The organism is Bacillus safensis FO-36b (assembly GCF_000691165.1).
Taxonomy (GTDB): domain Bacteria; phylum Bacillota; class Bacilli; order Bacillales; family Bacillaceae; genus Bacillus; species Bacillus safensis.
This window is the reverse complement of record NZ_ASJD01000001.1, coordinates 103,386-123,521: the sequence shown is the minus strand read 5'-3', so window position 1 is coordinate 123,521 and position 20,136 is coordinate 103,386. Positions and strand designations below refer to the sequence as shown.

The 20,136-nt window shown below is 41.1% G+C and carries 18 protein-coding genes; 8 read left to right on the top strand and 10 right to left on the bottom strand.

The window, feature by feature from the left end; all coding sequences use genetic code 11:
* Positions 1–188 precede the first annotated feature (188 nt).
* Positions 189–950, top strand: coding sequence for an ABC transporter ATP-binding protein (locus BA81_RS00640; protein ID WP_024426158.1), 762 nt, complete (start codon positions 189–191; stop codon positions 948–950).
* Positions 940–2,877, top strand: coding sequence for an ABC transporter permease (locus BA81_RS00635; RefSeq protein WP_034279575.1), 1,938 nt, complete (start codon positions 940–942; stop codon positions 2,875–2,877). The genes BA81_RS00640 and BA81_RS00635 overlap by 11 nt, the downstream gene beginning before the upstream one ends.
* Before the next feature lie 38 nt (positions 2,878–2,915).
* Here the strand turns inward: BA81_RS00635 and BA81_RS00630 are convergent, their stop codons facing one another.
* The 6 genes from BA81_RS00630 to BA81_RS00605 all read right to left on the bottom strand — a co-directional run bounded on the left by BA81_RS00630 (position 2,916) and on the right by BA81_RS00605 (position 9,740).
* Positions 2,916–4,268, bottom strand: coding sequence for an amidohydrolase family protein (locus BA81_RS00630; protein ID WP_034279572.1), 1,353 nt, complete (start codon positions 4,266–4,268; stop codon positions 2,916–2,918).
* A 263-nt stretch (positions 4,269–4,531) separates the two neighbouring features.
* Positions 4,532–5,146 (bottom strand): LysE/ArgO family amino acid transporter, encoded by a 615-nt coding sequence (locus BA81_RS00625; RefSeq protein ID WP_034279570.1) that lies wholly within the window; start codon positions 5,144–5,146, stop codon positions 4,532–4,534.
* A 132-nt stretch (positions 5,147–5,278) separates the two neighbouring features.
* Complete coding sequence (mbcS, locus tag BA81_RS00620; RefSeq protein ID WP_034279567.1) at positions 5,279–6,859, bottom strand: acyl-CoA synthetase MbcS; 1,581 nt, start codon at positions 6,857–6,859, stop codon at positions 5,279–5,281.
* A gap of 226 nt (positions 6,860–7,085) precedes the next feature.
* Positions 7,086–7,298: an alpha/beta-type small acid-soluble spore protein gene (locus tag BA81_RS00615; RefSeq protein WP_024424829.1), complete on the bottom strand. Its 213-nt coding sequence runs from the start codon at positions 7,296–7,298 to the stop codon at positions 7,086–7,088.
* 89 nt (positions 7,299–7,387) lie between these two features.
* Positions 7,388–8,593, bottom strand: a complete 1,206-nt coding sequence (gene thiI / locus BA81_RS00610; RefSeq protein ID WP_034279564.1) for a tRNA uracil 4-sulfurtransferase ThiI — start codon at positions 8,591–8,593, stop codon at positions 7,388–7,390.
* A gap of 4 nt (positions 8,594–8,597) precedes the next feature.
* Positions 8,598–9,740 carry a cysteine desulfurase family protein gene (locus BA81_RS00605; protein WP_034279560.1) on the bottom strand — a complete coding sequence of 381 codons (1,143 nt, stop codon included), beginning with the start codon at positions 9,738–9,740 and terminating at the stop codon, positions 8,598–8,600.
* 186 nt (positions 9,741–9,926) lie between these two features.
* Between BA81_RS00605 and brnQ (BA81_RS00600) the strand changes: the two genes are divergently transcribed.
* Positions 9,927–11,267, top strand: a complete 1,341-nt coding sequence (gene brnQ / locus BA81_RS00600) for a branched-chain amino acid transport system II carrier protein (RefSeq protein WP_034279558.1) — start codon at positions 9,927–9,929, stop codon at positions 11,265–11,267.
* A gap of 215 nt (positions 11,268–11,482) precedes the next feature.
* Positions 11,483–12,826 (top strand): branched-chain amino acid transport system II carrier protein, encoded by a 1,344-nt coding sequence (brnQ, locus tag BA81_RS00595; protein ID WP_034279555.1) that lies wholly within the window; start codon positions 11,483–11,485, stop codon positions 12,824–12,826.
* Positions 12,827–12,867: 41 nt separating this feature from the next.
* On the opposite strand, the gene ezrA is transcribed toward brnQ (BA81_RS00595), so the two are convergent.
* Positions 12,868–14,571: a septation ring formation regulator EzrA gene (ezrA, locus tag BA81_RS00590; RefSeq protein WP_034279553.1), complete on the bottom strand. Its 1,704-nt coding sequence runs from the start codon at positions 14,569–14,571 to the stop codon at positions 12,868–12,870.
* Positions 14,572–14,912: 341 nt separating this feature from the next.
* Between ezrA and hisJ the strand changes: the two genes are divergently transcribed.
* Positions 14,913–15,728: a histidinol-phosphatase HisJ gene (gene hisJ / locus BA81_RS00585; protein ID WP_034279551.1), complete on the top strand. Its 816-nt coding sequence runs from the start codon at positions 14,913–14,915 to the stop codon at positions 15,726–15,728.
* On the opposite strand, the gene refZ is transcribed toward hisJ, so the two are convergent.
* Complete coding sequence (gene refZ, locus BA81_RS00580; protein WP_024426169.1) at positions 15,698–16,363, bottom strand: forespore capture DNA-binding protein RefZ; 666 nt, start codon at positions 16,361–16,363, stop codon at positions 15,698–15,700. The genes hisJ and refZ overlap by 31 nt on opposite strands.
* 126 nt (positions 16,364–16,489) lie before the next feature.
* On the opposite strand from refZ, the gene BA81_RS00575 reads away from it, so the two are divergent.
* The 3 genes from BA81_RS00575 (at position 16,490) to BA81_RS00565 (ending at position 18,744) form a co-directional block, all read left to right on the top strand.
* Positions 16,490–16,987 carry a GAF domain-containing protein gene (locus tag BA81_RS00575; RefSeq protein WP_034279549.1) on the top strand — a complete coding sequence of 166 codons (498 nt, stop codon included), beginning with the start codon at positions 16,490–16,492 and terminating at the stop codon, positions 16,985–16,987.
* 303 nt (positions 16,988–17,290) lie between these two features.
* Complete coding sequence (gene rpsD / locus BA81_RS00570) at positions 17,291–17,893, top strand: 30S ribosomal protein S4 (protein WP_024424838.1); 603 nt, start codon at positions 17,291–17,293, stop codon at positions 17,891–17,893.
* Positions 17,894–18,189: 296 nt separating this feature from the next.
* Complete coding sequence (locus BA81_RS00565) at positions 18,190–18,744, top strand: hypothetical protein (RefSeq protein ID WP_034279547.1); 555 nt, start codon at positions 18,190–18,192, stop codon at positions 18,742–18,744.
* A gap of 44 nt (positions 18,745–18,788) precedes the next feature.
* Here BA81_RS00565 and BA81_RS00560 read toward each other — a convergent pair whose 3' ends face one another.
* Positions 18,789–19,355, bottom strand: coding sequence for a cysteine hydrolase family protein (locus BA81_RS00560; protein ID WP_034279545.1), 567 nt, complete (start codon positions 19,353–19,355; stop codon positions 18,789–18,791).
* Between the two features lie 196 nt (positions 19,356–19,551).
* A complete protein-coding gene (locus tag BA81_RS00555) occupies positions 19,552–20,130 on the bottom strand; it encodes an esterase/lipase family protein (protein WP_369810476.1) in 579 nt (192 codons plus the stop codon).
* Between the last annotated feature and the right edge of the window lie 6 nt (positions 20,131–20,136).

The following is a 20,136-nucleotide window of genomic DNA, read 5'->3' as shown; positions in this document are numbered from 1 at the left end:
ACAGATAAAATAAATGGGGAAAGAAAACTCATCCTGATAAGAAACTGGTATACATACAATTTGTTTAAAAAACAGGCATGTGACAACAATGTCACATGCTCGTCTATTTTGTTCGCCAAATCGAAGGACGTCTAGCAGGCTTCTTTTTATACTAGAGATATCAATTAAAAGAAAAAGGGGTTCAGCAAATGAACATTTTAGAAGCTCGCAAAATTTATAAAAGCTATGGAAATAAATTCAACAAACAAGAGGTGCTGAGCGGCATTGATTTGACCATTGAAGCCGGGGAATTTGTCAGTATTATGGGGCCATCAGGCTCGGGGAAAACAACCCTTCTGAACGTATTGTCATCTATCGATCATGTGTCCAGCGGATCCATTCGTATTGCAGATGCTGAGATGACGCAAATGAAGGATCAGCAGCTTGCGGAATTTAGAAAAAAGCAGCTTGGCTTTGTTTTTCAAGATTATAATTTACTTGATACACTCACGGTCAAAGAAAATATTCTTTTGCCTTTATCCATCTCCAAAACACCAAAAAAAGAAGCTTTTGAACGTTTTCAGCAGCTCGCAGAAGACATGGGGATTTATGAACTAAGAGACAAATACCCGAATGAACTCTCTGGTGGACAAAAGCAGCGGACATCGGCGGTTCGTGCCTTCATTCATGAACCAAGTCTTATTTTCGCTGATGAACCTACAGGGGCACTTGATTCCAAATCTGCATCTGACCTGCTCAACAAGCTGCAAGATTTCAATCGTAAACGAAAAGCGACCATTGTGATGGTGACACATGATCCTGTCGCAGCCAGCTATTCAAGCCGCGTCATTTTTATCAAGGATGGACAGATTTATACACAGTTGAATAAAGGCGCTTTAGAAAGAAAAATGTTTTTCGAGGATATTATGAAAACGCAAGGTGTCTTAGGCGGTGTGAAGCATGAACATTAATCAGCTCATCTTCCGTAACCTGAAGAAAAATTTGAAGAATTACTATTTATACGTGTTTGCTCTCGTGTTTAGTGTCGCGCTCTATTTTTCCTTTGTCACCTTGCAGTACTCACCAGCACTTGATGATGTAAAAGGCTCCATTAAGGGCGGTGCGGCGATCAAAGCCGCTTCTGTACTACTCATTGCCATTGTTGGGATCTTCCTGTTATATGCGAACAGCATTTTTATTAAACGCAGAGGAAGAGAAATAGGCCTCCTTCAGCTCATTGGCATGACGAAACAAAAAATTGCCAAACTGCTTAATGCAGAAAATTTTATTCTATACGTATTCTCCATGGGTGTTGGCATCATAGCTGGATTTATCGGTTCAAAACTCATGCTGATGGTGCTATTTAAAGTAACCGGCGTCAGCGCCATCGCCAACCTGCACTTTTCAGGCATGGCCCTTTTACAGACACTTATCGTCTTTTTCATCATCTATGGATTAATCATGTTAAGAAATAGATGGTTTATTAATAGACAGACCATTTTATCTTTGTTTAGAACAACATCTTCGACAGAACAGCGTGTGAAAAAGATCTCTGTGTTTGAAATCATCATTGGGGTTTTCGGTATTGTCTTGATCAGCTCAGGCTATTATATTTCTTCTAAGCTTTTTACCGGCTCATATAAGTCGATGCTTGAGTTACTTTTAGCCATGATTTATATTTTAGCCTCTGTCATCATCGGTACCTTTCTTTTTTACAAAGGCTCTGTTTCTTTCATTGCCAATATCGTACGTAAAAGAAAAAATGGCTATCTCGCCATTCATGAAGTGTTATCTTTGTCATCCATTATGTTCCGGCTAAAATCAAATGCACTGCTTTTAACGATTATTACAACCGTATCTGCACTTGCCATCGGTTTGCTGGCTCTTAGCTACATTTCCTATTACTCAGCAGAAAAAACCGCTGAGCAGCAAATTCCAGCTCATTTCGTCATGGGCTCAGAAAAAGAAGCAGCAACCTTCACTCGTGCACTTTCTGACAAACATATTGCTTATGATCAAAAACAGGTCAAAGTGATTCAAGCAAAATTTGATGCGAAAAAAATCATGGATTCAGAGTTGAAAAATATGAATAATGATCCAGGCGTATTGACACTGCCTGTGATCAGTGAGAAAAACGCACCAAATATTCATGTGGAGAACAACGAAGTGATTTTAAGCGGCTACAGTGATCTATTAAAGAAATTCATGCCGATTCAAAGCTCAGGCAATGTGAAACTTCTCATCAAAAAGCCTGTTGATTTGAAAGTCATGGATATGAAGAAAGATTATCTCATTTCTTACAACTTCACTTTTGGCGGTCTGCCTGTTGCCGTCGTGAGTCAAAATGTTTTTGAGCAGCTCGACAAGCAGAAAGATCCAAAGCTGCAGCTTAAGAATAGCCAATATAACGCAGTCAATATAAAAGATGATAAAAATCTTGAACAAGCAAATAGCGTGTTTACATCTTTAAAACTAAGTGACAAAAGCATGTCTCAATTAGCTTCAGCTCAGCAGCAAAAACAAACAATAGGACTGATGATGTTTGTGGTCGGATTTTTAGGTCTCAGCTTCCTTGTCACATCAGGCTGTATTTTATACTTTAAACAAATGAATGAAAGTGAAGAGGAACAAAGCTCCTACACGATCTTGCGTAAGCTTGGTTTTACTGAGAAGGATCTATTAAAAGGCATCCGGCTTAAACAGCTGTTTAACTTTGGGATTCCGCTCATCATCGGATTGCTGCACAGCTACTTTGCTGTACAATCAGGCTGGTTTTTGTTCGGCGGAGAATTGTGGACTCCAATGCTTATCGTCATGTCGATTTACACTGCCCTCTATTCTGTCTTCGGATTCCTGTCTGTCCAATATTATAAAAAGGTCATTAAAGAATCCTTGTAATCAATTCCCCATAGGCATCGCCTATGGGGTTATTTTATTTACGAAGGTGTTGATTCAAACTTGTGTGATAAAATATGGTCTCTTGCTGCATAAGCTTTTCGTTTGACCTCTTCTAGATTCACACCGACAAGCTTTCCGTTTTGTTTCACGGCTTTTCCAGCCACATAAACAGAATCAACATTTGAAGGGTGTGCCGTTTGGACAACCGCGCCAGCCGGATCTGTCATGGGCAGAAGATTCATGCTTGTCCGGTCGATTAGGATGAAATCAGCTTCTTTCCCAGGTGTAAGCGACCCAATTTTATGATCGAGCTGTAATGCACGAGCGCCATTGATCGTCGCAGCCTCAAGCATTTGATGAGCAGACAGCCCAAGTTCAGGCCCCGGCATGATCCCATCCATTAATAACGATTGATTTTGGATCGCGCGCTCTGCTTGAAGTCCGAATTTCATTTGGGCAAACAAATCTCCTCCTGTCGCTGTCACTACGTCTACACCGAGCGTTGGAAGAACACCTTGTGCAATCGCAAGTCCTGTGACAGGATAACCGTGACCCATCATCATTTCAATTTCAGGGGTAATGGATATGGAGCTTCCGCTGTCTGCCAGCATCTTCATTTGATCCGCATCAATTGCATTAATATGCACCATGTTCAAATCCGGTCCGAGTAACCCTGCTTTGTGAAGCCGCTCAATCGATCGATCCTCCGCTCCCCAATTCCCAAAGCCGATGTGCATACTGCATAGAGCATCTAGAGACCGGGCTGTTTCAATTTCAAATACCGACGTCTCCCATGAAGAAAACTCTGGTCCACGAATCGCAAGTCCCATTGTTAAAAGCTGATCTGATGATTGAAAATGCGCTTTTTTCACACGTGCTGCGTCCTCCATATTGGTGAGCGTACTCTCTCTATCCCAATATTCAGCATCTCCAGAGGACCCAAAAGCAAAAACAGCTCGTATGCCCGCATCTTTTAATCCTTCAATGAGCTCTTCTGTATGATCCATTGAATTGATCATCGTCCAGTCTAAAAACGTGGTCACACCTGCATCTAAAGCCTCTAATGCCCCTAAATAATTGGCGATTCGATCGTCGGATGGGCGTCTCATCGCTCCATAGTTGCCATAATAGATTTTGCTCAAATATGTCTGCAAAGACCAATCTGTTCCTATGCCCCGGATGACAGACTGCCATACATGCCGATGTGTATCTACAAGACCTGGCATGATGACCATATCAGATGCATCAACAATGTCAGCATCACTTACTTCAATTGAAGGTCCAACTTCTAAAATATGTTTCCCTTCAATTAATAAATCTCCCTTTTCAAGAAAACCTAAAGATGGATCCAGTGTTAAAAGAGCTGCATCTTTAAACAATGTTTTCTTCATCCATATCCCCCTTTTCAAATGACGAGGATGAGTGACCCCGTCTCAATGTCATTTTAAAACAGAACAGGATCAAATTAGAAGAAAAGTGACTTATCCCAATATATGAAGAGCAGACGTTTCTGAAATAGTTCTTTCGATCATCCCAAACTCAAAGAATTTCATAGGTTTGATTCCGATATATTGTAAGGCTGCTACACTTCCAACATAAAAAAAGCGCTGGATCATTACGTCCAAACGCTTCTTTGTTTAATTCTCTATGTACCTTACACAATCAATTGATACGCAATGTATAACGCAACCAGCCAGATCATGACCGCCGAAGCCTTATTAATACGGTTCATCCATTTGCCGTTTGTATCTAACTTTCCTAACATCTTCCCTAAAAGGGCGAGCCCAATAAACCATAACCAGGACACGATGATACAGGCAAGTGTAAACGCCAGCTTTTCTGCTCCGCTATATTGCAGCGAATTCGTACCAATGACACCAATCGTATCGAGAATCGCGTGGGGATTTAAAAGAGAAACTGAACAAGCAAATAAAATTTGTTTTCTTGCAGGCATTAATTTCTGCTTCTCTTGATCCCCTGCTGATGAGCTTGTGTTCCATACAGACCATCCCATATAAACTAAAAAACAGAAACCAATGATATAAAGACCGATTTGCAGCACTGGAATGGTAAACACCACAACAGAAACACCTATGACAGCTAAAGCAATTAAAAGTGTGTCACAAAGAGCAGCCGTGATGACGACAGGCAATGCTCGATATAATCGAGGTTGCAGCGCTCCTTGTTGAAATACAAATACATTTTGTGCGCCCAAAGGTAAAATGAGACCAAAGGCAAGTACAATTCCATGAATGATCGCAATGGACATCTACAAACATTCTCCTTTTTCAGAAATTCCTACATATTTTAACATAAAGCACCCTGCCTGCTTTCAATAAATTTCATTTTCCGTACAAAAAAAGCGCTGGATGCTTCCATCCAAACGCTTCTCATTTATTCATTATTTATTTTTTCGTGCAAGCTCTCTTTCTCTCAGCTCTACACGGCGAATTTTCGCTGACGGTGTTTTTGGCAGTTCGTCAATGAATTCGATTTCTCTTGGGTATTTGTATGGTGCTGTTGTGTTTTTCACATGTGTTTGCAGCTCTTTGATCAATTCATCACTTTGCACAGTTCCATCACGAAGGACGACGTATGCTTTCACGATTGATCCTCTGATTTCATCCGGGCTTGCCACAACTGCACATTCCTTCACTGCTGGATGCTTGATCAGCGCATCCTCTACTTCAAACGGTCCAATTGTATAGCCTGAGCTGACAATGATGTCATCTCTGCGGCTTTCAAACCAGAAGTAACCATCTTCGTCTTTTTTCGCGCGGTCACCCGTAATAAAGTAATTGCCGCGGCGCTGCGCCTTTGTACGCTCTTCGTCTTTATAGTATTCCTTAAATAAAGCCGGCGTTTCAAGATGGACCGCAATGTCACCAATTTCTCCAGGTGCGCAGATGTTTCCATCCTCATCAATGATGTCTACTTCGTTGCCAGGGGTTGGTTTTCCCATACTGCCTGGCTTGATGTCCATTCCTTTTAGCACCCCTACGAGCAGTGTGCTTTCAGTTTGGCCATAGCCGTCTCGTACTTCTATATCGAAATGCTTTTTGAATGTATCAATGACTTCACGGTTCAGCGGCTCTCCCGCAGAAACAGCACTATGCAGCTTTGGCAGCTCATACTGACTTAAATCATCTACTTTTGCCATAAAGCGATATTCTGTCGGTGTACAGCATAGGACATTGATTTCATTTTTTTGAAGCAGCTCTAAGTATGTATTTGGATTGAATTTTCCTCCATACACAAAGCCTTCTGCTCCACTTCCTAACACAGATAAGAGGGGGCTCCACACCCATTTTTGCCAGCCTGGTCCTGCTGTTGCCCATACTTTATCTCCTTCACTAATGGAGAGCCATGCTTTGGCAGCTGTGCGTAAATGTGCATACGCCCATCCGTGTGTATGAACAACCCCTTTAGGGTTCCCTGTTGTACCTGATGTATAGGATAAAAACGCCATGTCTGTGCGCTTTGTATCTGCCAATTCAAGTTCGTTTGATTGCTCTTCTTTTTGCGCTAGAATGTTTCTCCAGCCATGATCGTTTTCACCGATTGAGAATGTTTTAAAATCGTTTGGCTGTTTGGTTCCGTCGAACGATTGAATGAATGAAGAGTAAACGATCGCTCCCTTTGCTTCTGCATGTTCAATTCGATAATCTATATCTTTTGCACGCAGCATTTCTGAACAAGGAATCACGACCATTCCTGTTTTCAAAATCGCTAAATAAATGCTGTATGCCTCGAGCATGCGCGGCACCATCACAATGATTTTATCGCCTTTTTTGAAGCCTGCTTTTAATAAAACATGTCCAATTTTATTTGCCTCTTCCACTAATGCTGCATACGTCACATGCGCTTCGTGGCCATTGCCGTCCTGCCAGTGCAGGGCCATTTTCTCCTTGTCATGACTGAACGCTTCAATCTCGCTGACTAAGTTATATTGTTCTGGTGCAATTAAGTCTTCTCTTTTCATGGTACAGCTCCTTTTAGCCTCTTTCTTATGAAACGAAACATGTTTCAATTTACCTATTCTAACACTCATAACTGAAAAATGCTTGAATTAGGACCTACTCCTAGTATTATGCCATAATTTTTTTCATCCGTCTTCTTTTTTAAAAATATTCTAACTATTTATATGTACAAAAAGAAAAGAGCGGGAAGGATCCCGCTCATAAGCCATAGCTTTTAAATTGTGTGTCTTAGAAAGATCCGCCACCCATATGTTGTTGAGCGTAAGATACAAGACGCTTAGTGATTTCTCCACCAACTGATCCGTTAGCGCGAGATGTAGTTTCTGCACCAAGGTTTACACCAAATTCAGAAGCGATTTCGTACTTCATTTGGTCGATAGCTTGTGCAGCGCCTGGTACTAGTAATTGGTTAGAACTGCTTTGTCTGTTTTGTTGAGCCATGTGTTCTCACCTCCTTGTGAATATAGAATGTGTAGAAACACATGACTTCATGCGATTGATTTTATGGTAATTATTATGAAATTTTCGTTTTAGAATAAATCAGCGAATTCGTCTGCCGCTTTCTTTTCATTTGTCACAATAATTGTTTCAATTTGCTCTACTGCCTCGTCCAGCATCGGCTCGAAATCAGCAAAGCTTTCGTAGCGTTCTACCTTCTCAAGCTTTGGTTTTGTTTTAGGGGACGGCGGCGTAAAGATCGTACAGCAATCCTCGAAAGGCTGAATGCTTGTATCGTATGTGCCAATTCTTCTCGCTTCATCAATAATGTCATTTTTATCGACAGCAATGAGCGGGCGGATGATTGGTGTATTGGTCACATGGTTAATGGCATACATGCTTTCAAGTGTCTGACTTGCCACTTGACCAAGGCTTTCTCCGGTAATAATCGCAAGGGCATCGCGCTTTTCTCTTATTTTGTCAGCTATTTTCAGCATCATTCTTCTTGTTGATGTCATCGTATAGTTTTCAGGTACTTGTTTGTGAATCAGCTCTTGAATTTTTGTAAAAGGTACGATGTGAAGCTTCACTTCGCCTCCATATGCTGCCAGGCATTCTGCAAGATCAATGACCTTTTGTTTGGCACGTTCACTTGTATACGGCGGACTAAAGAAATGCACAGCTTCAATTTCAATTCCGCGTTTCATTGCTTGATAGCCGGCAACCGGGCTGTCAAAGCCGCCGGAAAGCATGAGCATCGCTCTTCCGCTAGAACCGACCGGCAGGCCGCCTGCACCTTTAACATCTTTAAATGTAATGTACGTTGCGTTCTCTCTGATTTCTATGCGTAAATGCACATCCGGCTGTTTCACATTGACCGTTAAGTTTTCCGTATTCCTTAGAACATGTCCGCCAATTTCACGGTTCATTTCATTTGAATCAAGTTCAAATTGTTTATAAGAGCGTTTCGTTGAGACTTTAAATGTATTTCCTTGTTCATACACTTCCTGTACCGCTGTTAGTGCCGCTTCTTTAATCGCATCTAGATTCGTCTCACATTTAACCGCAAGACTAAAGCTCTGAATGCCAAATACACTTTTGAGCTGTTCTGAAATTGGTTCAGGGTCTTCTCCGTTCAGCATAATCGTGATGCGGTCTCTATCAGATGCAACCTTTAATGCTTCAAAATCCTTTAGGACGAATCGAATGTGCTGTCTTAGTTTTTCAATAAATTTCTTTCTATTCTTCCCTTTTGTTGAGATCTCACCAAAACGGACTAAAATATGATCATATTTCATGCTGTTATCTCATTCCTTTTAATTTTTTCACACTTTGTGCGATCGATGTGATGATTTGCGGCGTTAGCTCTGGTCCTTGTCCATACGTCAAGCTGATTCTCATACTGCTTTTGGCTACTTCCTCTGGTTTTCCCATTGCCAACAGGATACGGCTTGGCTCTTTTTTCTTAGCTGAGCAGGCAGAGGTTGTAGAAACATATATGCCTTCTTTTTCAAGCATATGGAGGAGGACCTCAATTTGAATACCCGGCACTGAAAAATTCACAATGTGCGGCGCACTTTGCGCCCTCGGTGTATTCATCACAATACCTTCTATCTCTCCAAGCTGTTTTTGCAGCTGCGTTTTTAAGTTCAGCATCTCATTATGATACTTGTCAAGCTGTTCAAATGATTGTTTCATGGCTTTTGCTAAGCTGACAGCTCCAGCAGGGTTTTCAGTACCTGAACGAAGTCCTAATTCCTGCTCTCCCCCAGTAATGAAAGGGGCGAGAGTGACATCTTTCTTTAAAAAGAGTGCTCCAGTGCCTTTTAAACCATGAATTTTATGGCCTGACATTGTCAAAATGTCTACATCCAGCTGTTTATTGAGTGCCACCTTGCACATTCCCTGCACCCCGTCGACATGAAAAAGTGCGTTTTCGGCATGCTCGCGAATAATGCCAGCAGCTTCTTCAATTGGCTGGATGGCACCGGTTTCGTTATTGACGTGCATCATGCTGACAAGCACTGTATCAGGGCGAAGCACTTCTTTTAAATGAGTCATATCTGCATGGCCATGCTCATTTACTTGAATATAGGAGATGTCAAAGCCAAATAACGCCTTCAGCTGTTCAAACGATTCAATAACAGAAGGATGCTCTATTTCTGTGGTCACAATATGCTTGCCCCGGTTCATTTTGGCAAGTGCTGCCCCTTTAATGGCAATGTTATTCGCTTCTGTTGCACCAGAAGTAAAAATAATCTTATATTGTTTCAAGCCCGTGTAGTGAAGCATTTGTTTTCTCGTTTCATTTAACAGCCGGCTTGCATCAATTCCGAGCTGATGAAGCGAAGATGGATTTCCAAAATAACGTTCACTCACTTGCTGATATACTTGTAAAACCTCAGGGTACGGTTTTGTGGTTGCACTATTATCAAGATACATCATGGCGAAACTCCTTATCCTCTTGCGTTTAACTAATATGATCCGAATTCCTTTTATTTCAATATAAAGCGGTATATTGACAACCTCATCAATTCACTATATCATGCATAGTGCCATTGTCATATTTTTTCCTAAATTGACAGAATATTTAAACATGGCGGAAAAATAAAATAATAGGGGGATAACCTTATGAATAATAAGTTAAGTCAAACAGACACATTAGCCATCGGCTTAATGTTGTTTGCACTCTTTTTCGGCGCAGGCAATATGATATTCCCTCCTGTACTTGGACAGTACGCAGGTGAAAACGTATGGCTTGCGATCGGTGGATTTTTACTGACAGGAGTTGGACTTCCGCTCTTAGGTGTCATCGCCGTTGCCCTGACAGGAACTGGAGCAAAAGGGCTTGCTGACAAAGCTCATCCTACATTCGGTACCATTTTCACCGTCATTTTATATTTATCCATTGGGCCTTTCTTTGCGATCCCTCGTACTGGAACGGTTTCTTATGAAATTGGGCTGGCGCCGTTTCTGACTGAAGCGCAGTCTGAATCATGGATTCCATTATTCTTGTTTTCGATTGCTTTTTTCGGCATTACTTATGCTCTTGCTTTAAATCCATCGAAACTCGTTGACCGAATCGGTAAAATTTTAACACCAATTTTACTCGCTGTCATTGCTTTAATTGTGATCAAAGCGATTGCGACACCAATGGGTGGAATTGGCAGTCCGCATCCAACCTATGAAGGAAGCCCGCTCTTTACCGGGTTTTTAGAAGGCTACAAAACGATGGATGCTCTTGCTTCAATCGTTTTCGGAATTGTCGTTGTCACGGCTGTGAAAGAACGTGGTATGACAGAACGAAAATCGATTGCAGCAGCCTGTATTAAAGCAGGGCTTGTCGCAGCTGCTGGACTAGCTCTTGTGTACATATCACTCGCTTATGTCGGGGCGTCAAGTCCTGAGGCTACAGGCATGGTCGGGGCAAATGACGGAGGGAAACTCCTTTCGCTTGCGGCAAACTTTTTATTTGGTTCTGCTGGAAATATTGTGTTAGGAGCTGCGATTTTATTTGCATGTTTGACCACAAGTATTGGACTTGTTTCATCCTGTGGGGAATATTTTTCTTCGCTATTTCCACGCTTTTCTTATCGCACAGTAGTTTTAGTTGTATCTTTATTCAGTACATTTGTAGCAAACCTTGGACTGGCACAAATTATTTCGCTCTCTGTTCCGGTTCTTGTTGCGATTTATCCGTTAGCCATCGTGATCATTCTCTTATCTTTTCTTGATCGCTGGATCAACGGAAGACGGATTATTTATATCGCTTCACTCCTTTTCACAGGTGTCTTTGCTGTGATTGATGGGTTAGTTGCAGCGGAAATCCCTCTTGGCGGATTACCTGAATTTTTAGAAGCTGTTGTTCCTTTATACAAACTTGGGATCGGCTGGGCTATCCCTGCCGTACTTGGAGCCATTATTGGTCTTCTTATTTCTTTGTTTACGAGTCCACCTAAACAGCCTGCTTAATCAAGCATCAAAACTAAAAACATCCCTTTCCATAAGAGAAAGGGATGTTTTTTTATGTTCTTCATATACTAAAATAGAAAAATTCATGACTTTTGTATGAAAACACATGTTGACATCAGGCGTACATCCTTTATAATTAGTGAATGTTAATGAAGAACCGTTTTAGCAGCTAATTAACAGAATATTTCAACATAATATTGGAGGCTTTATATTCAATGAAGGCAACATTGTCGACGAAAGATACGATTATTATAGGTTTTATGTTATTTGCTTTATTCTTCGGCGCCGGAAATATGATTTATCCACCAGAGCTTGGGCAATATGCCGGAACAAATGTATGGAAAGCAATGGGCGGATTTTTATTAACAGGTGTCGGTTTACCTCTACTCGGGATTATTGCAATTGCTTTAACAGGGCGTGATGCAAAAGGACTTGCAGATAAGGCTCACCCAGTGTTTGGAACAGCATTCACCGTCATTTTATATTTATCCATTGGACCGCTTTTCGCTATTCCGCGTACAGGAACAGTTTCGTATGAGATTGGGGCATTACCATTTTTATCAAGTGTACCAGCTTGGCTGTCCCTTCTTTTATTTACACTCGTCTTTTTCGGTATTACGTATTACCTTGCTTTAAATCCAACGAAAATCGTGGATCGTGTAGGGAAAATATTAACACCGATTAAATTTACGATCATTTTTATTATCATTGTTAAAGCCATTTTGACACCGATGGGCGTCATTGGTACACCAGATGTATCTTATAGCAACGGATCGTTTTTCAAAGGATTTTTAGAGGGCTATAAAACGATGGATGCTCTTGCTTCTATTGTATTTGGAATTGTTGTCATCAACGCAATTAAAGGACGCGGTGTGACAAGTAAAAAGGCACTGGCTTCTGCTTGTATCAAAGCGGGTTTGATTGCAGCTGCTGGATTAACCTTCGTTTACCTGTCACTTGCGTATCTAGGTGCTTCTAGTACACATGCCATTGGATTCGTTGGAGATGGAAGCAAAATCTTAGCTCAGTCTTCTCAGTTCCTTTTCGGAAGTCTAGGAAATATTGTGTTAGGTGCTGCCATCACAGTCGCTTGTTTAACAACAAGTATCGGTCTTGTCACATCATGCGGAGAGTATTTCTCAAAGTTACTTCCTAAGCTTTCTTATAAAATGGTCGTGACACTTGTTACATTATTTAGTTTCATTATTTCTAACTTTGGACTTGCTCATATTGTTGCTTTCTCTGTTCCAGTCTTAACAGCGATTTATCCGCTGGCGATTGTGATCATCGTTCTATCACTTGCTGATAAATGGCTTGGACATAGAAGACCTGTGTATGTCCTCTCGTTAATTTTAACAGGGTGCGTCAGCTTATTTGACGGCTTAGCAGCAGCAAAGCTTCCAATCGGTCCAGTAAAAGACATTTTCCAAACAGTGCTGCCTTTTTATGACCTTGGCATTGGCTGGCTTGTCCCTGCGATACTTGGGGTCGCCATTGGGTTCGTGATCTCACTTTTCACTTCTTCTGCTTCAGAAGAACGCCAGAAACAGGCATCATAATACAAAAAAAGCTGAAGTCCTATCAATGGACTTCAGCTTTTTTATTGATGCTGATATTCTTTTTCGTGCTGAGCTAATAGCTTCTGAACGGCTCCAGGTGATGCTTTTTCAACAGCTGAGGCTGCTACATCAAATGAACCATTATAATCATACGCATAAAATCTTCGCTCTGCCTCTTTTAATTGTTCTGAAAGAATATGATTTTGGCTTCTAAAACGATTGCCATATTGAATGATTCGTTCAATTTGATCCACTTTAGTGAGCATTTCTTCCGTCTCATTCACAACATGTCTCACTGTGTCGGAGGCTTCTTTTAATTGCCCATTCACAGCTGGCATGTTGAGCGGCAGGTTCTCCAGCTGCTCGTGCACTTGCTGAATCATCTCCTGCGCTTTTTCAGCCTGCTCTTTCATATCAGCAGGTACACCTGGAATATTGCTTTTTTGCAGCTGACGCACTGTATCTGTCAGCATCGTTTTGAGCTCAGCCAGTGTTTCTCTCGCTTGCAGCTCTTCTTTTCTTAATGATTGAAGATGATCCTTAAATGTATCGTGCAATGCTTTTGCATCATCGATAAAGGTCTCAAGCTGATTGATTTCATTCATTAATAATGAATATGCGACATGGTCACGATCAAGCTTCTCGCGAATTTGTTTCATGAGCTTTTCAATTTCTTCTAAGCGTTTTTCGAACGCCTTCTGTTGATCAAGCTCTCCGGCTGTCAGCTTGTAGCTTTCTTTTACAAGAGCTGTTTCTGCCTTTGTTTGGGTGTGATCCTGCTCGAGCTTTTCAAATGCTTCCGTCAGCTCAGGCATTTTACTTTTGATTTCCTGACCTGCTTCTACTTCTGCTTCCAGCTGATCATACAGCGTCTGAATGGCATCATCAATCATTTGCAAAATGCTTGATGCTTCTTCCAGATTGAGTTCATCAATCAGTAGTTTTTCCGCACGGGTCAGCTGTTTGTTTAAGTTCTCAAGCTCTTTAGTGATCTGGATGTGCTCGAGCTTGTAGCCTTTGTCTGTCATTTCTTTATATCCGTCTTTCAGCTTCGTCAGCTGGCCTGGTACGGTTTGTTTACAGTCTGCAATGAGCTTCGGTACATCATTGATATACAGCTGAAGCTGATCGAGTCTGCGGTCTTGCTCAAGCAAAATCTTTCTTGCTTTCATATAGTTGCCGTTTTCTGTCTCTTCTTCGTACTGCTTGATCCCTTCCCAGGCCTCATCTAAGTCCTGCTCCATTTTGTCATAAAGGGTGCCGTATAAATGGCTGTACGCAAGCAGATTTTTTCGAACTGTTTGATATTGTTCTTTGACCTTTTCAATGTCCTTGCGATTTTGCTCCTCGCTTGTGACAAGGTCTGCAATCTCTTTTAAAATGTCTTCAATGTTCGAATCAGCAGCACTCAGCAAGTCCTCAATGTGCGTAAGAACCTGCTTGGCTTTGGAGAATCGATATTTATCAGAATACTCTTCTGCATCATATAATAGCTCCTCTACCTTTGGAAGATGGGCTGTGACGATATCGTCCCACTCTGCACGCCATCTTTCAAAAAATTGCTCTGTTTCTCCGGTCATTTTTAAATGTTTAATCTTTGAAATTTCTTCTACAATTGATCTGTTTAAAATTTCAATTTTCCATGCTTCCAATCGGTCAATCTCTTTATATATATTTTTTCGCAGGAAATAACCGACTGAAAACAAAGCAAGCAAAATGACAATTAAACCGATGATTAACTCCATAATGAGCCCCCTTGTTGTGATCTAAGTGATGTCAGGGTAAAAGTGTCCCGAGTAGACCTGAGAACCCTTTCGTGTCCGCTTTGCATTTGTTTTTTTATAAGCAGGATCGTATGTTTTCCAATACCATCCATTCACGGTTTTATGTATGTTTTTTCAAGAAAGTATTTGTGCGCTTTCTATCATTTGATCACACGTATCAATGTGACCTGCTTTTATGTATGCGGAAGCTGTCGTTTTCATTGTTATTATGATACCATGTAACCAGCATTTTTGGTCATGATTTTTCATTATTTTCGCTGATAAACATCACGTTTTTCAAAATATCGACAAGAGGTGACGACATGCTGAAACAAGATGCACATCTACATACACCGTTTTGCCCGCACGGTTCGCTTGATTCTTTTCATTCTTATATTGAAAAAGCCATTAAAAAGGGATTTGATTCCATAACCTTTACCGAGCATGCCCCGCTGCCTCCATCGTTTCAAGATCCAACACCTGAGCAGGATAGTGCCATGAAGCTCCAAGACCTTGAAGCGTATATAACGAAACTGGCTCAGCTGAAACAAGAATACAAAGGACAATTAATAGTAAAAACTGGGCTTGAGGTTGACTTTATCAAAGAGTATGAAGAGGAAACAAGAACCTTTTTAGACTGCTACGGTCCAGAACTAGACGACGCCATTTTATCTGTTCACTTTCTTCCTGCTGGCGATGATTATATTTGCCTTGATTTTGACGAGCATGCCTTCCAGCAGCTAATAAGCATCTATGGCAGCATCGAACAGGTCTATCAAAGCTACTATGACCAAATTCATTCTTCTATTCTATCATCTTTAGGCCAATATAAGCCAAAGAGAATCGGTCATATCACCCTTGTCCAGAAATTCAAACAGCTTTTTCCATATGAAATGTCACCTGAACTTTGTCAAAAGGTCACCCTTTGCCTTGAAGAAACGGCAAAAAAAGGCATGTCCTTAGATTTTAATACATCAGGTCTTCGTAAAACATATGCCAGAAGTATCTATTTAGATCAATGGATGATAGACCTTGCAAAAAAGAAAAAAATTCCGCTCATATTCGGCTCTGATGCCCATCAAGCGGAAGATCTCGGATATGCGTATGATCAATTCGAGGACATCATGAGGTTCAGATGAGAATCTAGTGCCGGCTCTTTTGGTTCTAACAGATAATGAAGCGAGCGGCTCAGCTCCTTAAAGTACATTTGATAGAAATACGGCTCACTTGGGTTCAAATAAAGCACCTCTGTTAAATATTGCGGCTGTAAATATGGCATCATGAGAAGTGATTTAAGCTGAATCATAAAGGATGCGAGTGAAAGCTGCTCACAAATAACATGGGTGCTTTTTCCTTTTTCAATGATGAGCTGAAACAAATACTTTTCTTTTGTTAAATATGTCGACATGATTTCTCTGATGAGTGTCGAATCAATCGTCACCTCCCGATAAACGAAACGGGTTAATTGACGGTGCTTGTGCTGATAAGATAAAATATCAAAAACCACATGTAGTAAGCATTCTTTTGCATGACGGGTTTCCATGTGATGGAGATGTGATTCAATCATGTGAATGTAACCTTCATAAAAATCGGATACGAGCTGCTCAAGCAGCCCTCCTTTTCCTTGAAAGTAATAAGAAATGTGGGCAACGTTGACGTTTGCTTCCTTCGCAATCTCACGGACAGAGGTTCCAGAAAATCCTTTTTGGTTAAAAAGTCTGATGGCAGCATCCATAATACGGTCTTTTGTTTGCACGGTTGTTGATGTTTTCATCCGCTCACCCCTCTTCATGTGTACATACTTCAAGATGAAGGCGGAAGTTCCTTTTACAATTGCTCGACAAATCCCACATGCGAGACGCAAGTTATGTATTTTTAAGATAGAAAGTAGGAGATTTTCATGTTTCATGTCGAAAAACAGTCTGGCGATCCTTCAAAAGACTATCAATTGCTTGTCAAACAGGTAGAAGCCATTACAGATGGTGAACCTGATCTGATTGCCAACTTGGCAAATGCAGCTGCGCTGCTCTATCATTCACTTCCTGAAGTCAATTGGGCAGGGTTTTATTTAGCAAAGGGCGGCGAGCTTGTGCTTGGACCATTTAACGGACTGCCTGCATGTGTGCGCATCCCTTCTGGAAAAGGTGTTTGCGGTACAGCGTTTGCGACAGGTGAAGTGCAGCGTATCGCTGATGTCCATGCATTCCCTGGACATATTGCCTGTGACGCAGCATCGCAATCTGAAATAGTCATTCCGCTCAAGGTCAATGGACAGATCATTGGGGTGCTCGATATTGACAGCCCTGTGAAAGACCGCTTCAGTGAAGTAGATGAGTCCTACCTTATTCAATTTACAGAAATTCTCCAACAGGCGTTATCCGTCTCTATGGATGCGTAATCATGCAGAAAAAGCAGGCACATTGTCTGCTTTTTTATGTTTCTTTATATAATGGAGAACGTCACCTCTGCCTCTAAATAGGTTGACTTCTCCTATCCAGCGTCATATAATAGAGTTTGTGTGAAATATGGCAGCCTTTTTGTTCGGCTTTTTTGTATCATTTTGTTCCTTCTATATTATGAAGGTGCATCTTGTAACTCCCTGCTGCTGGAGCGAGGATGCATGAAAACATAATGACGAAAAAGAGGAAGAACAGACGGTTTTTATTTTTCACAAATAAAAACAATAAGGAGGAGTCACATTATGGCTCGCTATACAGGTCCAAGTTGGAAGATTTCCCGCCGTTTAGGCATTTCATTAAGCGGAACAGGTAAGGAACTTGAAAAACGCCCTTACGCTCCAGGCCCACATGGTCCAGGACAACGCAAAAAACTATCTGAATACGGTTTACAATTACAAGAGAAGCAAAAGCTTCGTCACATGTACGGTGTCAACGAACGTCAATTCCGTACACTATATGATAAAGCTGCTAAACTTCCTGGTAAACAAGGTGAAAACTTCATGATCCTTCTTGAAACTCGCCTTGACAACCTAGTATACCGTCTTGGCCTTGCTCGTACTCGCCGCCAAGCTCGTCAGCTAGTAAACCATGGTCACATCCTTGTTGATGGAAGCCGTGTAGACATCCCATCTTTCTCTGTGAAACCAGGTCAAACGATTGCTCTTCGTGAGAAATCTCAAAACCTTGCAGTAGTGAAAGAATCAGTTGAAGTAAACAACTTCGTTCCTGAATACCTTTCTTTCGATGCTGAAAAGCTTGAAGGAACTTTCACTCGTCTTCCAGAGCGTTCTGAATTAGCGCCTGAAATCAGCGAACAACTAATCGTTGAGTTCTACTCTCGTTAATTTCTTTACTTCTCTAAGAGAGAGCAAAAAAACCCTAGATCCCTTGATTGTTCAAGGATTTCTAGGGTTTTTTGTATGTTCTCAATTATACATGAAATCATTTGAAGTCATCTTCCATTTTCAATACTTATTTTCCCCGGCTGCCTGCTCCATTCTTACTTCAATCAAACCTGTCTCTATTTTTATATACAAATATAGGAAACATTTCATTGAAGTGCCTTTTATCTATTGGTACAATCATGATAGATGACATATCAGTCGTTTGGTCTTCTATAGTACGCAGATGGAGGAGTTCCATGTATAGTATTACAATCATTCTATTCTTACTTTTAATCTTGGCAATGATTGCCTATTCTCTTCTAAGAAAAAAACAGATTATCGATGAGCCGCCCAATAGATTTGCTGCAAGTCTGTTTATCTTTCTGCTCTTTTTTTCTATCTGCTTTGTGATCGCGGTTCCAAGTCTATTGCTATACATCACTGTTCTAGGCGTGAATTTTCTTTTTGGAGAAACCATCACGTATGATTCGTTTTTTTCTTTGATCTCTTTCTCTTTGTTAGTAAGTGTTATCGTCGTTTTTTGGTCACCTGTCCTTCTATTCATAGGAAAAGGACTGGCTTATCTCCTTAAGCTTCCTGTATGGCTCACTTATACTTTGGAATGGGTGAGTTCTTGGATCGTTTTACATCTCTCTATCAAGTATGTCCTTTACTTAAATTTAATGAATGTATCGATAGGGGATTCCGGCGTATTGATTTTATCATTCTTTGTCAGTTTTTTAATTATTGAGATTGATCTCGTTTACTCACGTAAGAAACAACGAAAACAATCGCTGGACACATATCATTAGCATGAAAAAAGCTCCTAGATCTCTTTCTAGGAGCTTTCAAACTTTTATTCTTGACTTGTCCATTTTGCGATGAGCTGCTCTGTTGTCATGACAGTCGCAAATTCATCATGCAGGGTTGCAAGTGAGAGCCGGTGGATCGTTTCTGGGTCAAAATATGTACCATTTTGATCTGTTAGTCCAAAGGCGGCTGTTGCATCTGAGATCAGATACGTATCAAAGCCAAGATTTCCGCTCATTCTTGTGGTTGTTGATACGCAGTGAGGGGTTGTTAATCCTGCGATCACGACCGTGTCAACCTGGTTTGATCTTAGATGTTCCTCTAAGTTAGTACCAATAAAGCTGCTGTTGACTTTCTTTTGTATCACCATTTCTTCCTCTAGCGGTTTAGCCAAATCTTTGAAAAGGTGCCCTTCATTTGCTGGATGAAATACAGAGTCCGGATTGTTGGATGTATGCTGAATATGAATCACTTTCCAGCCTTTCTCTCGCCAAAACGTTAATAGCCGGCTAATATTCTCCTCTGCCTCTAGGTTATTGCGTTCTCCCCATTTTTCATGCTCGAACGCTTTTTGTACATCTACAATGATGAAAGCCTTTTGATTCGTTTTCACAAACGCCCACCTCCGAATATTCACATTCACTACATGTAGTGTAAGGAATGGCGATCGTTTTGTACATGTTTTTATTCAGCTATGTACGATGGTCTGTTTGTGTATCATCGTTTTGCCACCCTTTTCAATATCTCTAGCTGCCATATGCCAGCTGACATCAAAAAAGACAGCATATGCCGCTGTCTTTTTTCGTTTTTTAATTCGTATTCTGTCCTCCGCCGTTCAGTCCTTCTTTAATATACCCTTTCACTTGGCTTGAGGTTAATAGACCGATATGACCAACGCCATGGATCAGGATGTTTCTTGCGCCAATTAAACGAGAGAGGCTGTTGACGACAATAAGATCTGCCGAGCTATAGACGGATGTGTAAAGAATTTTTTGATTTGGATCTGTGCCTGGTAATGCTCTGCTTGAAACGAGTCCGTTTGCTCCACCAATTGTGACAACGTTCTCAATTTTATCGCCGCCATCTAGATTCTTAATATAGTATAGCGTGTTCGCCCCGCCCATACTATGAGCCACAATATCTACTTTTTTGGCACCCGTTTTGTCTAACACATCTTTGACGAATCTCGATAGACGCGGACCATTGTTGCGGTTATTTCCTGTTTTGTCTATGAAATCAATAGCATATAATTGGTTTCGATCCCAGCCTTGTGTGGCCAAATAACTTTTAATAGAAAAAAAGTTATAAGAGGCACCGCCAATGCCGTGCACCATCACAACCGGATTATGCTCAGCCGCCTTCGCCTCTTTCGGCTGGATAAACGCCATTGAACC

Excerpts from the sequence above, each read along its gene's own strand:
- BA81_RS00640 (WP_024426158.1), top strand. The coding sequence starts at position 189 with ATGAACATTTTAGAAGCTCGCAAAATTTATAAAAGCTATGGAAATAAA.
- BA81_RS00635 (WP_034279575.1), top strand. The coding sequence starts at position 940 with ATGAACATTAATCAGCTCATCTTCCGTAACCTGAAGAAAAATTTGAAG.
- BA81_RS00630 (WP_034279572.1), bottom strand. The coding sequence starts at position 4,268 with ATGAAGAAAACATTGTTTAAAGATGCAGCTCTTTTAACACTGGATCCA.
- BA81_RS00625 (WP_034279570.1), bottom strand. The coding sequence starts at position 5,146 with ATGTCCATTGCGATCATTCATGGAATTGTACTTGCCTTTGGTCTCATT.
- mbcS (WP_034279567.1), bottom strand. The coding sequence starts at position 6,859 with ATGAAAAGAGAAGACTTAATTGCACCAGAACAATATAACTTAGTCAGC.
- BA81_RS00615 (WP_024424829.1), bottom strand. The coding sequence starts at position 7,298 with ATGGCTCAACAAAACAGACAAAGCAGTTCTAACCAATTACTAGTACCA.
- thiI (WP_034279564.1), bottom strand. The coding sequence starts at position 8,593 with ATGAAATATGATCATATTTTAGTCCGTTTTGGTGAGATCTCAACAAAA.
- BA81_RS00605 (WP_034279560.1), bottom strand. The coding sequence starts at position 9,740 with ATGATGTATCTTGATAATAGTGCAACCACAAAACCGTACCCTGAGGTT.
- brnQ (WP_034279558.1), top strand. The coding sequence starts at position 9,927 with ATGAATAATAAGTTAAGTCAAACAGACACATTAGCCATCGGCTTAATG.
- brnQ (WP_034279555.1), top strand. The coding sequence starts at position 11,483 with ATGAAGGCAACATTGTCGACGAAAGATACGATTATTATAGGTTTTATG.
- ezrA (WP_034279553.1), bottom strand. The coding sequence starts at position 14,571 with ATGGAGTTAATCATCGGTTTAATTGTCATTTTGCTTGCTTTGTTTTCA.
- hisJ (WP_034279551.1), top strand. The coding sequence starts at position 14,913 with ATGCTGAAACAAGATGCACATCTACATACACCGTTTTGCCCGCACGGT.
- refZ (WP_024426169.1), bottom strand. The coding sequence starts at position 16,363 with ATGAAAACATCAACAACCGTGCAAACAAAAGACCGTATTATGGATGCT.
- BA81_RS00575 (WP_034279549.1), top strand. The coding sequence starts at position 16,490 with ATGTTTCATGTCGAAAAACAGTCTGGCGATCCTTCAAAAGACTATCAA.
- rpsD (WP_024424838.1), top strand. The coding sequence starts at position 17,291 with ATGGCTCGCTATACAGGTCCAAGTTGGAAGATTTCCCGCCGTTTAGGC.
- BA81_RS00565 (WP_034279547.1), top strand. The coding sequence starts at position 18,190 with ATGTATAGTATTACAATCATTCTATTCTTACTTTTAATCTTGGCAATG.
- BA81_RS00555 (WP_369810476.1), bottom strand. The coding sequence starts at position 20,130 with ATGGCGTTTATCCAGCCGAAAGAGGCGAAGGCGGCTGAGCATAATCCG.